The sequence below is a fragment of the Paraburkholderia pallida genome (assembly GCF_004524855.1).
Lineage (GTDB): Bacteria > Pseudomonadota > Gammaproteobacteria > Burkholderiales > Burkholderiaceae > Paraburkholderia > Paraburkholderia oxyphila.
Genome location: NZ_CP038149.1, coordinates 651,260 through 666,661 on the forward strand (window position 1 = coordinate 651,260; position 15,402 = coordinate 666,661).

The 15,402-nt window shown below is 62.0% G+C and carries 10 protein-coding genes and 1 pseudogene; 2 read left to right on the plus strand and 9 right to left on the minus strand.

From position 1 onward, the window contains the following. Positions 1-17: 17 nt before the first annotated feature. Positions 18-1,916: a hypothetical protein gene (locus E1956_RS18155; protein WP_134751602.1), complete on the plus strand. Its 1,899-nt coding sequence runs from the start codon at positions 18-20 to the stop codon at positions 1,914-1,916. 49 nt (positions 1,917-1,965) lie between these two features. Beyond that, positions 1,966-3,021: a ferritin-like domain-containing protein gene (locus E1956_RS18160; protein ID WP_134751604.1), complete on the plus strand. Its 1,056-nt coding sequence runs from the start codon at positions 1,966-1,968 to the stop codon at positions 3,019-3,021. A 615-nt stretch (positions 3,022-3,636) separates the two neighbouring features. Here E1956_RS18160 and E1956_RS18165 read toward each other — a convergent pair. From E1956_RS18165 to E1956_RS18205, 9 genes and pseudogenes are all read right to left on the minus strand, one after another. Next, a pseudogene (locus E1956_RS18165) lies at positions 3,637-5,192 on the minus strand (DHA2 family efflux MFS transporter permease subunit). Positions 5,193-5,264: 72 nt separating this feature from the next. Then, a complete protein-coding gene (locus E1956_RS18170) occupies positions 5,265-6,443 on the minus strand; it encodes an HlyD/EmrA/EmrK family protein (RefSeq protein ID WP_134751607.1) in 1,179 nt (392 codons plus the stop codon). 67 nt (positions 6,444-6,510) lie between these two features. After that, positions 6,511-8,052, minus strand: a complete 1,542-nt coding sequence (locus tag E1956_RS18175; protein WP_134751609.1) for an efflux transporter outer membrane subunit — start codon at positions 8,050-8,052, stop codon at positions 6,511-6,513. 714 nt (positions 8,053-8,766) lie between these two features. Continuing rightward, positions 8,767-9,843: a porin gene (locus E1956_RS18180; RefSeq protein ID WP_134751611.1), complete on the minus strand. Its 1,077-nt coding sequence runs from the start codon at positions 9,841-9,843 to the stop codon at positions 8,767-8,769. A gap of 85 nt (positions 9,844-9,928) precedes the next feature. Then, complete coding sequence (locus E1956_RS18185; RefSeq protein ID WP_167760060.1) at positions 9,929-11,251, minus strand: branched-chain amino acid ABC transporter permease; 1,323 nt, start codon at positions 11,249-11,251, stop codon at positions 9,929-9,931. 21 nt (positions 11,252-11,272) lie between these two features. Further along, the gene (locus tag E1956_RS18190; RefSeq protein ID WP_134751616.1) at positions 11,273-12,223 is read right to left on the minus strand and encodes a branched-chain amino acid ABC transporter permease; all 951 of its coding nucleotides are present in this window, start codon (positions 12,221-12,223) and stop codon (positions 11,273-11,275) included. Positions 12,224-12,284: 61 nt separating this feature from the next. Continuing rightward, positions 12,285-13,523, minus strand: a complete 1,239-nt coding sequence (locus E1956_RS18195; protein ID WP_167760061.1) for a branched-chain amino acid ABC transporter substrate-binding protein — start codon at positions 13,521-13,523, stop codon at positions 12,285-12,287. Between the two features lie 55 nt (positions 13,524-13,578). Then, positions 13,579-14,352, minus strand: a complete 774-nt coding sequence (locus E1956_RS18200; RefSeq protein WP_232071705.1) for an ABC transporter ATP-binding protein — start codon at positions 14,350-14,352, stop codon at positions 13,579-13,581. After that, entirely contained in the window at positions 14,340-15,167 is an 828-nt protein-coding gene (locus tag E1956_RS18205; RefSeq protein WP_134751621.1) for an ABC transporter ATP-binding protein, read from the minus strand. The genes E1956_RS18200 and E1956_RS18205 overlap by 13 nt, the downstream gene beginning before the upstream one ends. Positions 15,168-15,402: the final 235 nt, after the last annotated feature.

Genomic DNA, 15,402 nt, shown 5'->3' on the forward strand with positions numbered 1-15,402 from the left:
AACTACGAGGAAGATCGATGAGCTATCTGAACCCCCTCCGCCTGCATTTCGCGGGCCAGTTTCAGGCCAATGTGTCCACGGTCAATAACGACCCCGGGCACTTCGACAACGCGGCATTTCTGCCGAGCTATCAGTTGCCGCAAAAGGGCACGGACCTCAACGGCTGGTTCAATCCGACCGGCGACGCCGCGTGGCGGTTGCTGAACTGCCGGATCACGTCGGCGTCGACGCAGGCCGGGCCGGTTGGCGCGAACGACCCCGTGCTCGACTATCTGATCGCCGATTCCGGCTCGCGCGTCTGCGCGAAACTCGTCGATCTCGACCCCGAGCAGCAACTCGTTTCGCAGATCTGGGGCTTGCAGGTGCGTATCGTCGACGCGCAAGGCAATGCGCTGCTGTGCGGCGACTTCGAGCCCGCCGCGTTCATGGACATCTGGAATCGCGCGACGGCATCGGGCACGCACGGCGACGCCGTCGGCGGTGCGATGTATCAATCGGTGCTCGTCAATCTGCAATGGGGCGACGTGGACGGCTCGCCGTTTCTGCGCGCGTTGCGCGCCAGCGGCGAGCGCCTGTCGATCAAGTTCAACGTCGACGGCATCAATCTCGACTTTCGCTCGCCGCAATTCATGTGTGGGCGCATCGTGGGCACCATCGGCCCGTCGGCGCCCGACGAGCCGAAACATTTCGTGCCCGGCCGCCAGTTCATGACGAACGGCAAGCCCGGCAACAACTTTTTCATTCCCGTGGGCGGCATCAATTTCTTCGCGGCGCAGGTGGATCGCGCGTCGAGCGCGATTCTGCTCGACCTCGGCAATGCGCTGAGCACGGGCACGCCTGGCGGTGCGCTCAACGATCTGGGCGATCTCGTGCTGAGCGCGGCGTCGGCGCACGGACAGGTCGCGCTCGGCACCGTCGCGGCGCACGGCGCCCACGGTTACGTGAGCGATCCGTCGTGGTACGCGCGCACCGCGGGCGTCGTGGCGCTGCCGCTGACGGCCGCGCAGCTCGCGGCGCTGGAGCACGCCCCGCTCACGCTCAGCGGCGGCGCGGAAATCACGATCAGCGAGTGGGCGAGCGGTGCGTTCGTGCGCGCCGACAACTACGTGTTTCGCAGCAGCCCGCATGAACGCATCGAGGTGCCGTTCTATGCGACGCAATGGGGCAGGCCGCTGGCGGGCGCGGCGCTGCGCATCGTCGCCGACGATTCGCAATTGCAGCCGAGCAATTCGATCGACCCGAACGACGTGCCGCCAGTGGCGACGCCGCTCGCGGCGCTGCAATTCGTCGACGGCCACACGGTGACGCCGTTCTCCACGACGTTCGCGGGCACGCTCACGACCGACGCCAACGGCCGCGCGCTGCTCACGCTCGGCACGAGCGACCCCGGCACGCCGCGCTACTTCAATCAAGGCGAGGACTTTGGCATCGACGGCCAGGTCTACGGGATTCGCGCGAGCCTCGCCGATACGGCGGCATATTCGGGACCGGTCAATCAATGGAATTTCGTGAGCATTCTGCTGTGGAGCCGCTTCGTTGCGTCGACGCCCATCACCTGGGACAGCATGCATCCGATCTTCCAGCAGTACGCGAACCTGTATCCGGTCATGGCGCGTTTTCTCGATCTCGCCGATTACGACCAGGTCGTCGCCCATGCGGGGCTGCTCAAGCTCGCGTTCGGTCTCGATCCCGCCGATCCGAACGCGATGCCGGTCACGCGCGATCTGTCGCCGGCCAAGCGCGACGCGATTCTCGCCTTTCTCGACGCGCCGCTGCCCGGCACGGCAGCGCCCGCGCGCAAGCTGCGCGCGGTCACACTCACCGCCGATGAATTGGCGGCGAGCGCCGCGGCGCGCGCGGAAGAAACCCGCGGCGGCAAGAGCGCGGCGATCGCGCGGCGCGTGATCAGCCGTTGAGGATGCGCTAACGCGCCGAAGTGCCCAACCCACAATCCGGAGAAAGCAAATGATTCATCTCAAACGCGCCGTGCTGCGCGGACTGACGGCGCCGGCCGTGACGCGCCAGTCGGTGTGCGTGGCCTTGCAGCAGGCGATCGAGCTCGAGCACTCGACGATTCCGCTCTATCTGTACGCGCTATATTCGCTCGATCCCGCGAAGAACGGCGCGATCGCCGGGATTCTCAGCTCGGTCGTGATCGAGGAAATGCTGCACATGACGCTGGCCTCGAACGTCATGAACGCGCTGGGCGGTTCGCCTGTGATTAACGAGCCGGGCTTCATTCCGACCTATCCGGGGCCGCTGCCCGGCGGGGTCGAGGCCGAGCTGACTGTCAATCTCGCGCCGTTTTCGAGCGAACAACTGCAGGCGTTCATCACGATCGAGCAGCCCGAGGACCCGCTGGATTTTCCGTCGGCGGCCCTGTTGGCGGCCGATGCCACCGCGCCCATTACGATCGGCCAGTTCTATGCGGCGATCCTTGCGGCGATCGAGCAGCTCGGCGATGGCGCGTTCGCGAAGCCGCCGCGCAATCAGGTCGGCCCGGAGCTGATGCGCGAGTCGGTCGTGGTGTACGACGTCATGACGGCGCGCCGGGCGATCGAGACCATCGTGGAGCAGGGCGAGGGCACGCATACGTCGCCGGAAGCGGTCGTGGGCGGCGGCTACGCGCACTACTATCGCTTCATGGAGATCGCGAAGGGGCATCGGCTCGTGAAGACACCCGGCATCGAACCCGGCTATGCGTATACGGGCGAAGCGGTGCCGTTCGATCCTCAGGGCGTCTATCCGGTGCCGACCAATCCCACGCTCGCCTCGTATCCGCCGAACTCGGCCCAGCGGCTCGCGTGCAATAACTTCAACTACGCCTATACGAGTTTGCTGCTGGTGTTGCACCAGCTGTTCAACGGCGCGGCGACGAGCGCGCAATTCAATACCGCGATCGGCCTGATGATGTCATTGAAAGGTCAGGCAAAAGCGATGATGGCCGGTATTCCCAACCCGAAATTGCACGTGGGGCCGAGCTTCGAATATCAACCGATCGATCCGGGTAACGCCGCTTAAGGGATGGGTAGCTTCTCTCTGAAAAAAGCCGCCAGAAATTGCACAAAAGTGCGATAACTCCGTGAACAACGGCTAGGGCCCGCGCGGAATCTCCCACGCGCGGGCCGTTGTTCGCGCCACTGGCGTCGTAGCGTATCGTGGTGATTCGCAAACGAAATTTGGTCTGAGGGTAACGGATAACTTATTGATAACAAACAGATTGTAAAAAATGATGGGCGGGCGCTTTTTCAAATAAGACTGGTCTGGATCGTGACGCATCAACATTGCGCTTTGCAAACGAAAACGGTTCTGAACGTGCAATCAATTCTGTACCGGCAGCGCTGTGGTCGGGAAACTTGCTTCAATGCTGCGACCGCCGTTCCATTGACCTGATCGTCCTCAACGGCGCGCGCGCGCCTGGGTCCGCGCGCCCATGGGAGCATTGGCAAACATGAACTGCCTGGCTCGCCCAACATTGCAACGATGTGCGTCGGCGTGGCCGCGAGCGATTCGAGGCTGCGGTCGTCCGGATCGCCTTGGGGGCGGGTACTCGTGACGACGCGTGCGGATCGTACATCCGCACGGCATACGGCATTGCCGGGCAGCACCTGGCATCGCGATGCCTGAACGCATTGCTCAATGTGCTGCGGCTGCGGCGTCACTTCCAGCGGCCGACTTGCCCGGCTTGGTGATCCAGATCAACGGAATGATGATGAGCATCACGAGTGCAGAGCCGTAGAAAACGTCGTTCAACCCCATCATCGCGGCCTGACTCTGAACCACCTGATCGAACAGTGCGTACGAGGCCCCTTGACCGAGATGGAGCAGCGAATGATAGGCGTCCAGTTGCTGGTTGAACATCGGATTGGTCGCGCTCGATTGCTGCGTCAGGATCTCATGATGAAGAATCGTTCTGTTGTTCCAGATGACGTTCGCGATCGAGGTTCCGATTCCGCCAAAGAACATCCGTGCGAAGGTCGAGAGACCGGCCGCCGCGGGTACCTTCGCAGGCGGCTGGCCCGACAGGATGATGACCGTCAGCGGTGCGAAGAAAAGCGCCATCGGGATACCTTGCAGCAGCGTTGGCAGGATAATGTAGCCTTCGCTCAGGTCCGTGTAGAAGAACGAGCGCATGTAGTACACGATGGCGAAGCCCACGAATGCACAGGTGCCGATGATGCGGGCGTCCGAGCGCGGCAGGATCTTGCCCATGATCGGCGCGCCTATCACCGCGAAGATGCCCAGCGGCGCTGTAGCTAGCCCCGCGTCCACCGCCCTGTAGCCCAGGTACTCCTGCATCCACTGCGGAAGCAACACGAGCGTCCCGAAGAAGATCCCATATGCCACGGCGATCGAGATGGTCCCACCGAGGAAATTGCGCTGCTTGAACAACGTCAGGTCCACCACCGGATTCTTGTCCGTGAGCTCCCAGATGATAAAGAGCGCAAGCCCCACCGCTGCCGTGATCGCAAGCACGACAATGGTATTCGACGAGAACCAGTCCAGATCCTTGCCCTTGTCCAGCATCACCTGAAGCGACGCCACCCAGACAATCAGCAGCAGTAACCCGCCAATATCAACTGGCAGCTTCTTGCGCGGCGTGTCGCGGTGGCGGTAGAGCGCCCATACCCCCCCGCCGAAAGTAGCCCCACAGGAATATTGATGTAGAAGATCCACGACCAGCTGTAGCTGTCGGTCACCCAGCCGCCCAGCGCTGGCCCGACGATGGGGCCTGTGACGACGATCATCGAGAATAACGAAAGCGCCAGCGCCGACTTGCTTTTGGGCCATGAGCTGAGCAGCAGTGCTTGTGACATGGGAATCAGCGGGCCGGCCACCGCACCCTGAAATACCCGCGCCATCAGCAGGATGGGGAGCGTTGGCGCAACGCCGCACAACCACGAGGCAAAGGCGAACAGCAGAATCGACCCCACAAACAGGCGCACTTGCCCCAAGCGTTGAGTCAACCAGCCGGTCAACGGGATCGCTACCGAGTTCGCGGCGGCGAACACCGTGATCACCCACGTGCCCTCGTCGCCGGAAACGCCGAGGTTACCCGAGATGGTGGGAATGGCGACGTTGGCGATCGACGAGTCGAGCACGGTCATGAAGCCCGCGAGGCCCACGCACAGCGAGCCGAGAGTCAGGGCGGCTCCCGAGAGGGGCGGATATTCCTGATGACTGGTAGTCATGGCAATCCAGAGATGAGTGGCAGTCCTTAGCGCAGTGTGAATCGTCACGCCTGGTAATTCATCATCGTCGCCTTAGTCGTTTGCCTTGATGATGCCGGCAATGGCTGCATTGGCTTCGTCGCCATCGTGGACGAATACGCTGGTCTGGTACGTCGAAGTGGAGTCCGCACCGAGTTGCGGGCCGTTTGCGTCCTTGACATTGACGTCGGCGTTCATTGACAGGCCGACACGCAGCGGGTGCTTTTGCAGTTCTTCGACTGGAATCTCGATACGCACCGGCAGGCGCTGAACCACCTTGATCCAGTTACCGGTGGCGTTCTGCGCCGGCAGGAGCGCGAGTGCAGAGCCCGTGCCGGGCGTGAAGCCGACCACTTTGCCGTGATACACGGTCGACGAGCCATAGACGTCCGCCGTCAGCTCCACCGGCTGCCCCACGCGGATGTGCCGGAGCTGCCATTCCTTGAAGTTGGCGTCCACCCACACCTGATTGAGCGGAACCACCGACATGAGCGGCGTGCCCGGAGAAACGCGCTGCCCGACTTGCACCGTGCGCTGCGCGACGTAGCCGGTCACGGGCGCAGGCAAGGTGGTGCGCGAGTAGGCAAGCCAGGCATCGCGTACCCGTGCCGCGCTTGCCAGGACATCCGGATGCTGATCGACCGTCGTGTTCGCCGTGAGCGCGCGATTGGCGCCGAGCTTGTGAGTCGCGGCGTCGAGCGCGGCCTTCGCGTTGTTGACGGCGTCGCGGGCGTGCGAGATGTCCTCTTCCGAAACCGCACCCGTGACGCCGGTTGCGAGCCGGCGGCGCAGGTCGTCCTGTGCCTTGTTCAGGTCGGACTGCCGTTCCGCGATCTCCGCACGGTACTGGTCGTCGTCGGCATAGAGGCCATGCACGCGGCGCACCGTCTGGCCGAGGTCCGCTTCGGCCTGCTGCAGCGCAATTCGCGTATCGGCGGGGTCGAGCCGCACGACCGGCTCCCCCGTCTTGACGATCTGCGTGTTGTCGGCATTCACCGCTACAACGGTACCCGTCACCTGCGGTGTAATCTGAACGACGTTACCGTTCACATACGCGTCATCGGTGTCGACGTGATAGCGAAGAACGAGTGCGTAGTAGGCACCATAGGCGACCCCGGCAACGGCCAGCGCGGAAACGAGTGTGGCGAGGAGGAATTTCCGCTTTCCGTCCTGATTCTTTTGTTCGTTGTTCTCTTCGTTTTCGATTCCCACAGTGCCTTGAGTCTGGTTCATGGATGCTCTCCGACAAAGCTTGGCCTACTTCACCAGGCGGTCACGCACGACGGTTTAAAGATGGGAATCAGCGGTTGGGGTGCAGGACCGACAGCGTCGTATCGGGCGTGCCCGATGGGGTTGAGAGGTCTGCTTTCGTGGCGTCGAATCCGCCACCCAGAGCCTTGATCAGCGCAATCTGCTGATTGCGCCGATCCATTTGCAGATTCGCCACCGCCTGATCGGCGGCGAGCCGGTTATCGTCTGCATTCAGCACCTGGAGTTGCTCGTTCAAACCCGACCGGTAGCGCACGACCGCGAGTTGGTACGCTTTCGTCTGCGCGTTCAGCGCGGCTTGCGCATCCACAAGTTGCTTGTCCGTCGAGCGGATCAGCGTGACCTGCGTCGCAACGTCAGACAGTGCGCTGACCAGCGTCTGGTTGTAGTTTGCAACATCGTAGTCGAAGTCGGCATAGCGGCCCTGCAGTTGCGAGCGCAGCGCGCCGGCATCGAAGATCGGCAGGTGAATGGCCGGACCCGCCTGGATCTGCCGGCTGCCGGCCGTCAGGAAGTGCCCCCAGCCGAAGGCGTCCAGGCCCAGCGACGCCGAGAGGTTGATATCGGGAAAGAATTCGGCTTTTGCTTCCTTGACGCCGTGTGCCGCGGAATTGACTTGCCAATATGCGGCGACGAGGTCGGGGCGGCGCGAGATCAGATCCGCCGGCAGGTTATCGGGCAAGGAAACCGTCGTGCCTGAGCCGAGCATGGGGTCAGCAATAGCGAGTCCACGATCCGGGCCCGCACCGAGCAGGGCCGCAAGCTGGTAACGCACCGTCGTGATTTGCCCGTCGAGACTCGTTACGCTCGAACGGGTGGTCGAGGTATCCCCATTGGCCGTTTCGCGTTCCACATCCGTGTCCAGACCGGCATGGACGCGCCCTTCGGTAATATGCTCGATATCTTGCCGGTTCCTCAGTTCGTTCGCTGCGATATCGCGTAGCTCATACAGACGCGCGAGTTCGTTGTACGTACTGGCGACCGAGGTGGCGAGCGCAATGCGCACTTCCTCCATTTCAGCCTCCGCCACGTTCTCGTCGGAGATGGCCTCCTTCAACTTCTGGTGATTTTTTCCCCAGAAGTCGAGATCCCAGGAGGCGCCGACCAACAAGGTGTTCTCGCTTTCCCAGCTACCGCCAATCGGAGGTGGATAGATGGTGTTCTGCGAGTAGAGATTGCGCTGCCATGCATAGCTGCCGCTCACATTCGGGTAGAGCGCCGACTTCGCACTGCCGGCATAGGCGGCCGCCTTGTCGACACGAGCGCGTGCTTCATCGATGCTCGGATTGCCCTTCAGCGCTTCGTCAATCAGCTTCGGAAGTTGCGGATCACCGAACTGCTCAGACCAGTCCAGCGAAGGCCATTTCCCGCCTTCAGCCGGCAAGCTCTGCTGGGTTGCATATTTGGCCGGCGGCTCGATCTGCCGATCGCTCTTGATGCCCGCGTAGTTGACGCATCCCGCCAAGGTCAACGCGAGTACAGGCGCCAGCGGAGGCAGCCATGCGCCGGGATTCCTCGATATCCGATGAGTCGTTGTGTTGCACACTCGGTAGGCGGGCGAGAAATCGTCCATTATCGTGGATACCTCAACGAGCAGAAAGAGCCGCCGCCCGAATCGAAGGCGAAGTGATACCTTTAAGGCGCATGTTGGTAAGATTGAACCGGGCTTTGCGAATGCGCCGCATCGATTCGATGCAGCAGAGGGAAACGTCCGTGTTCCAGAATCGCTTGAACCCGGGTATCAAGTTCACTCGCGATTTCGCGTGAAATACCCTTCGTTATGTTCCAGTTTTCCACCGGCCGCTGGTTGGATGCCGAAAAGCAGCGCTAGTGTATATTGCCAAACCGAATATACCGACTGACGCATAGCGGCTCCCAGTCGAGATCGCAAACACGAACCGGTGAACATAGAGTCAGCATAGCGTGGTACTCGCCCGCGGACAATTACACGCAGGCATCGCGACCTTACCGACTGGTGGCGTGTGCCGCATACGATGGTATAAGCCATACGCTTCCCTCATTCGGTCACGCGTACGACTGGTCCGCTCCGAAACCTGCCCCATGCAAGCATCACGGCCTTGGCTGCCGCTGGCGTGACCATCGGGCAACGGCGGCTAGCGTCAGTGTTGCTGAAGTCAGCCCCGCGATTCATTCGAATGGCAGCTTCGCGATTGCCCGAAGGGCTGCAAGCGACGGATCTCTGCCATTCGATGACTGCCCGCTAAACAAGGTGTTCTGAATTCTGTGCGTGGTTAGCGAAATGGGCAGCAGTTTCCAACCCTATGGTCTAGAACATGTGGCGCATCCCGACGATCATTCCGAGCTGACTCTTGCCCACCACCCCAACGGGCATCGAGTTCTGGATACCCAGCGTGCCGAGCGAGTTGTTCTTCACATAGCCAACATCGGCGTAGAGCACGGTCTGCTTTGACAAAGAATAGTCGGAACCAATCCGGTAAAGCGTTCCACTCATCGAGCCGTTGGTTCGGTCGTCCAGACGAATGCAGACCGCCGAGAATTCCAGGGCTGGAGTGAGATGGTAGTCGACTTCACCGGTATAAAAGTTGATGCTCGTTCCCTTGGCGTCGTCCTTGAAATTGGCGAAGTCGAGCGCGAAGCGGAATTGCGCAAGCTTATAGTTCGCGCCGACCGTATAGGATTGCGCGACCTTTTCGTTTGTTACGCCAGTCGGATCGTTGCCGGAGAAGTATGCGCCACCGAGAAGCAGGTCGCCGACGCGCCATGTCAAGCCGGCGGACAGGACGCGCTTGGCCTCGAAATCGCCGGCGGTTCCGCCGAAGCTGTACATGGCCGACCCACGCAGGCCGTAGACTTCGGGTATCTGATATTCGACCGAGTTGTCGACCCAAGAGTATTGCCAGCCAGAGTAGCCGGTGAGGTTCTGGTAGAGCAGGTTGTTCAGCGAGCCGAAATTCGAATAGCCGGTGACATCCAGGTCGGCAAGCGTCTTGAGCAGTGGCGACTGGTTTTTCCCGAGGAGCAATCCGCCGAACTGCTGGCTTTTCAGGCCGACAGTTGCGCCGCGATCGAACAGGACGGTCGCGGCAGAGCTCGCCAGCCCGCCGTTGATGAGCGTTCCGTTGTTGACGCGAATGCCGCTCTCCAACTGGAACGTCGCTTGCAATCCTCCTCCGAGATCCTCGGCGCCGGTCAGGCCGAAGCGGCTCGTGTATTCCCCCCCTGAAACAACCTGCCACGAGCTGCCGCCGCTTCCGGAATGCGTCTTGTACAGAATACCGCTGTCGACGACGCCGTAGAGTGTCACCGAGGACTGGGCATGCGCGACGCCGATGCCAGACGAACCGATGCAAAACCCGAGCGCGAAAATTGAACTTCTTCTCATGAAAGTCTCCAGATTCAACCGTTTTTTAATATAGGTATGCTTAATATAGTTATGGAATCGTCAAATTCGTGCCATCTCGATAGCCCTATGGTCGGAGGGAGGACCTGTCCCGGAAAGCCAGCATTCCGGAGCAGCCGCACAGGAAAATGAAGACCGCGACGATCCAATGTGTAGAACGGTGTGGATCGGCGACGATCTGAAGACCGAATGCCTTGAACAGCGTCACGGGCATGCCCATGTTTTCGGAAAGCGCTCCGATCATTTCGATGGTCGCGACAAAGCCGGCGGCGATCAGGACACCGCTCGAGCAAAGCAGGAGGACATGCGCGGCCAACTTCCGGGCGCCATGCTTTGCGTAGTACGACCTCGCGTACTGCGCCACACTGTCCGGGGCATAGATGAGCCCTTTGCGCATGAACATGACGACGAGGACAAAGCAAGCACCGACGTAAAGCGGCCAGGCGTGGGTGAGCGACGCAAGAGACATCGACGCCACGGTGATGAGCGCCGCCCCGACCACAGGGCCAAAGAATGAAGCATAGCCGCCAATGAACGCGTGAAGCAGCCCTGCCGTGCTTTGCGACAGTGCGAGCGAATCCATCGTGACGACTTGAAAGCCGAGCGCATAGAGGGCGCCGGCGACACCAGCGAAGCCTGCGGACAGCGCCGAGGCCATGCCGCGGATGAGCGCGGGACTGAATCCGATGAACTCGACCCGCTCGGGATTGTCGCGGGTCGCGAGCATCATCTGCCCGAGCGGCGCGCGGGTCAGCGCGAACATCAGGAGCGTCGATAGCCATGTCCAGCCGGCGATCAGCAGATAGATGGCAACCGGCGAACCGAAATCGATGCCCCAGCCGTTCGACCTGGTGGGGTCCAGCGAGATGCCCTCGTCGCCGCCGGACCAGCCCGTCATGACGGTGGCGACGGAGAACGCCAGTTGGCCGATCGCGAGCGTAATCATCGCGTAGGTCAGCGTGCCGCTGCGCACCGTGAATAACGCGAAGAATGCGCCGGCTATGACGGAAACGGCCCAGCCCACGAGGGGCGTCAGGACAAGCGGAATGGAACTGCCAAAGTGGTTCAGGGCATGCGCAGTCGCATAGGCGCCGAGGCCGAAGTAGAGCGCATGTCCGAACGATAGCAGGCCGGTTCCACCGAGCAGCATGTTATAGGCGACGGCGAAAGTCACGGCGATGCATATCTGAGTCAGAAGCGATACGTCAAAGGGTGACGAGAAGAGCAGCGGCAGCGCGGCAAGCACCGCAAGCGCGGTGATCCACCCGGCGGCTTGCACGGACAGGCGCCGCTCGGCGGGCAAATAGTCCGCATGACCGGCGTTGACGACCGTGCTCGCGGGTGACGGTTCGGGGAGGGGGTAAAGGAGCGAGTTTCGTTGCCGTTTCATTGTTGACATGATCCCGATGGTTCAATGACGGGAGCCCATCAAGCCGCGCGGACGGAGGCCGAGCACCAGCACGACGATGGCAAAGGGAACCAGCGGCGCAAAGCGGCTGATCGGCTGGTCCAGTGCGGCCGTGGCGGCGCTCGACCACGTGAACAGCGCGTGCACGGGCCCGAGAAGGCGGCTCCAGGGTACCTCCGCGGAAGTCGCGAGCGTTTGCAGCACGCCGATCAGAAGCGAAGCGACAAGCGCGCCGCCGAGAGACCCCAAACCGCCGACGACAATCACGATCATGAGGATCGCGTCGAGTTCGCCGGCCATCGCGGGCTCTGTTCCAAGCAAATTTCCGGAGAGCGCGCCGGCCAGTCCGGCGAGCGCGGCGCCGGCGGCGAATACGATGCAGCGCAGTAGCGGGAGGTTGTGGCCGAGCGTATTGACGATGTCGGGATGTGACAAGGAAGCCCGTACCGTCGTGCCGATGCGCGTGCACTTCAGGGTGACGAGGAGAACGGCCAGCACCGCAAGTGCCATGACGAACGTGAACGCGCGATACGCCGAATAGTCGATTCCATACAGCGAAAACAACGGAACATTGAGGCTCGCGGGCATTGCATAGGCGACGGGGCTTTTCCCCCAGATCAGGCCGACCAGTTCGATCAGCGCGATATGGATGCCGAACGTGAGCAGAAGCGGGCCGAGCAAGCCGTAGCGAAGCACGTGCCGGATCCCGAACCGCTCGATGAGCGCGCCGAGAAGCGCGCAGCATGCGGGGGACACCACGAGGCCTGCCCAGAACCCGAGTCCGAGTAACTGCGACGCGGTATAGGCGAAGTACGCACCGAGCGTATAGAAGGCGGTGTGCGAGAAGTTGAGCACACCCAGCATGCTGAATACCAGCGTCAATCCCGAGGCCATCAGGAAGAGCAGCATGCCGTACGTGAGCCCGTTGAAGAGGCCGAGCAGAATCGTTTGCATGGTGTTTCGGATTCCGAAAAAAATGGAGTGGCGCGGGAAAGAGAGCGGCGCGCTGGCGATGTCACGCGCCCGGGGGGCGTTTCATCTGGCAAGTGGTCGGTTCGCTCATCTGCTCGCTCGCAAACGTCTTCAGGACTTTAAAACCCCAAGGCGTCCCATCCTGCTTGAACTTGGCGTCCGGGCTCATCACGGAAAGATAGACCGGCATCTGTGCCTGATGGTCGGTCGAGCGCATCGTGGCGGTGTAGCTGTTGAACGTCACCGTGGTGGTCTCCATGGCTTTCGCCACTGGCAGCGGCTGCGTGGTGCCGGCCTTGCCGACGGCGTTCGTGAGGAATCGATAGGCGCGATACATCCGCACGCTCTCGAAGTCGCCGTAGCCGTCGGCGCGCGATTGCTCTTCCAGCTTGTCGATTGTGGGCAGGTTCATGCTCATGACGGAGTCGGAAGCCTGATACACGCGGTTGACTCCCTTCGAGCCGATCGCGGGGAGCTGCCCGTGCTGTGATGCATAGACGGTGTACCACCGCGCGTCGAGCCCAACCTCGTTACCGGCGCCGATGAGCCGGTTCAGGTCCGTGCCAATCGCCGCAGTGATGACAGCATCGGCATGGGTCGACTTGATTTTCGCCACGTAGGGCGTGAAGTCCTGGACACGATCGGGCGGGAACAGGTCACTCCCGACGATTTGAATGTCCGGCCTGAACTGCTTGAGCATTCGTTTCGTGACGGCGTCCGCATCCTGCCCGGATGAGTAGTCCATGTTGATGAGGTAGACACGCTTGATGCCGGGGTCGAGCGACAGAATCGCGCCTTTGAGCTCCATGCCGAGATGGGCCTGGGTGCGGAATTGCCAGAACGAGCAGTACTGGTTGGTCGTTTCCTCGTCGAGACCGGCCCAGTTGAGCAGCACGATCTCCTTGCCGGGATTGCGTGCGTTGTATTTGTCGATGCCGTCGAGCAACGTCATCGTGACATTGTTGCCGACGCCCTGCAGGATGTAGTGAATGTCACTGCCGATCGCGCGGTCGAGACAGCTCTTGGCATCCTTCGGATTGAACTTGCTGTCGCACGTCGTCAGCTCGATCTTCTGACCGAGCAGCCCGCCGGCATCGTTGTCGCGCTTGACCGCGTACTCGAGATTTCGGCTCGTTCCCTGCATCGTCGCCGATTGCGGGCCCGAGAGCGGATCGATGAGCATGATCTTCAGCGGCTCTGCCGCTTGCGATACGTCGCAGCACATCAAGGGGGCGGCGATCGCGGCGGCGGCCGCGAGATGTTTGAACCGGATAGCTGCCATGTGTGTCTCTCTCCTGCTTGTTGCGCAAGCGCGCGTGTTGGGTCCGTTCGTGGCTTCAGACTTCGAGCCATTCGCTGCGAATCGCAGGATCGCTCTGAAAAGCAGGGACGCTGCCGTCGAATACGATTTGGCCATGCCCCATTACGTTGATGCGCTGGCAGACGTCGAGCGCGATGGTGAGCTTCTGCTCGACGAGCAGAATGGCGACGCCTCGTCGCGCCGCCTCGCGAATCAGCCCTGCGACCTGGTCGATCATCGCGAGGCTCAAACCTTCGGTAGGCTCGTCGATGAGCAGCAGGCGAGGTTCGCCCATCAACGCGCGGCAGATCGTCAGCATCTGCTGCTCGCCGCCGGACAGCACGCCGCCCGCGACGTTTGCACGGCGTTTCAGGTTTGGAAAAAGCTCGAAGAATTCGTCCTCGGACCACTGCGGGCCTCGTGGGCCGGCTTGCGGCGCGCGATGGCGCTGAGGCAGGCCGATTGACAGGTTTTCGCGCACCGTCAAGTCGGGGAAGATCGCGCGGTTCTCCGGCACGTAGCCGATGCCCGCACGGGCCGCTTCGTGGGGCTTCGCGCGCGCCAGCTCGACGCCGGCCATCATGATGCTGCCGGTGCCTGCGATGAGCCGCATGATGGTCTTGAGCAGCGTCGAGCGCCCCGAGCCATTGCGCCCGAGCAGCGCGAGCGTCTCTCCCTCGCCGACACGCAGCGTGGCGCCGTGGAGCACACGGCTCTCGCCGTATCCCGCGACGATATCCCGTGCTTCGAACAGCGGGGAACCCGGTATGGAACGAGGGGCGGGCGTGGCGTGATGCGTCATCGTTGACATGCAATCGGTTCCTTTGCGGTTGGCGGGGCGATCCCGACGTAAGCCGCCTGGACGCGCGGATCCGCCCGCACGCTGGCCGGGCGGTCGGACGCGATGATCTCGCCATACACGAGCACCGAAATCCGGTCGGCCAACTCGAACACCACGTCCATGTCGTGCTCGATGATGACGATCGTCCGGTTCGGATCGGCTTCGCGCAGTCGCTTCAGCAATCCGATGATGCGGTGGGTCTCCTCGCGGTTCATCCCAGCCGTGGGTTCGTCGAGGAGGAGGACCTGCTGGCCGCCCGCCAGCGCGAGCGCGATTTCGAGTGCGCGCTGATCGGCATACGCCAGCAGGCCGGCTGGCTTGTGACAGTGTTCGAGGAGGCCGACTTCTTCCAGCACGCTCAACGCACGCCTGTCGGCGGCGCCGCCGCGAGGCAGACGACGCCAGAACGACGGTCCATACCCCACGGCTCGAAGCGCCCCCATGCGGGCGTTTTCGAACACGCTCAGGCGGTCGAACAGATTGTTGGTCTGGAAGCTGCGGCCGAGTCCGGCGCGGCTGATCCGGCTGGCACTCAGCTTCGTGATGTCCTTGCCGTGCAGGTGGATCGTCCCTGAATTCGCCGAATAGCGGCCGCTGATCAGGTGGAAGAGCGTCGACTTTCCCGCGCCGTTCGGCCCGATCAACACATGGCATTCTCCGGCCCGGATCGACCAGTCGACGCCGCGGATGATCTCTGTCGCGCCGAACGCCTTGCGTACCGCTGTCAGACGAAGCACGGCGTCTTCCGTGCGTGCACCGCTGTTCGGGGGGATCGCGGCATTCATGCTATTGCCCAAAATGTGATCTCACTGTGAACCCAAAGGACTGGCCGGCGCCCGCTGATGTCTGCGACACATCGAATCCGGCTCGAGAGCTTTAACGTGAGCGGCGCGCTCCATTAAAGTTAGTGCTGTTAAGATGACAGTGTCAATATTAGGCTTGCCGCCTGGCCGCTGGCAACGTGTTTCGAGCCAGGGATTTCCCTTGAGAGCCGTTTTATGGAAGACCGGCCGCGGATTT

Coding starts and splice junctions, on each gene's coding strand:
- E1956_RS18155 (WP_134751602.1), top strand. CDS start 18: ATGAGCTATCTGAACCCCCTCCGCCTGCATTTCGCGGGCCAGTTTCAG.
- E1956_RS18160 (WP_134751604.1), top strand. CDS start 1,966: ATGATTCATCTCAAACGCGCCGTGCTGCGCGGACTGACGGCGCCGGCC.
- E1956_RS18170 (WP_134751607.1), bottom strand. CDS start 6,443: ATGAACCAGACTCAAGGCACTGTGGGAATCGAAAACGAAGAGAACAAC.
- E1956_RS18175 (WP_134751609.1), bottom strand. CDS start 8,052: ATGGACGATTTCTCGCCCGCCTACCGAGTGTGCAACACAACGACTCAT.
- E1956_RS18180 (WP_134751611.1), bottom strand. CDS start 9,843: ATGAGAAGAAGTTCAATTTTCGCGCTCGGGTTTTGCATCGGTTCGTCT.
- E1956_RS18185 (WP_167760060.1), bottom strand. CDS start 11,251: ATGAAACGGCAACGAAACTCGCTCCTTTACCCCCTCCCCGAACCGTCA.
- E1956_RS18190 (WP_134751616.1), bottom strand. CDS start 12,223: ATGCAAACGATTCTGCTCGGCCTCTTCAACGGGCTCACGTACGGCATG.
- E1956_RS18195 (WP_167760061.1), bottom strand. CDS start 13,523: ATGGCAGCTATCCGGTTCAAACATCTCGCGGCCGCCGCCGCGATCGCC.
- E1956_RS18200 (WP_232071705.1), bottom strand. CDS start 14,352: ATGTCAACGATGACGCATCACGCCACGCCCGCCCCTCGTTCCATACCG.
- E1956_RS18205 (WP_134751621.1), bottom strand. CDS start 15,167: ATGAATGCCGCGATCCCCCCGAACAGCGGTGCACGCACGGAAGACGCC.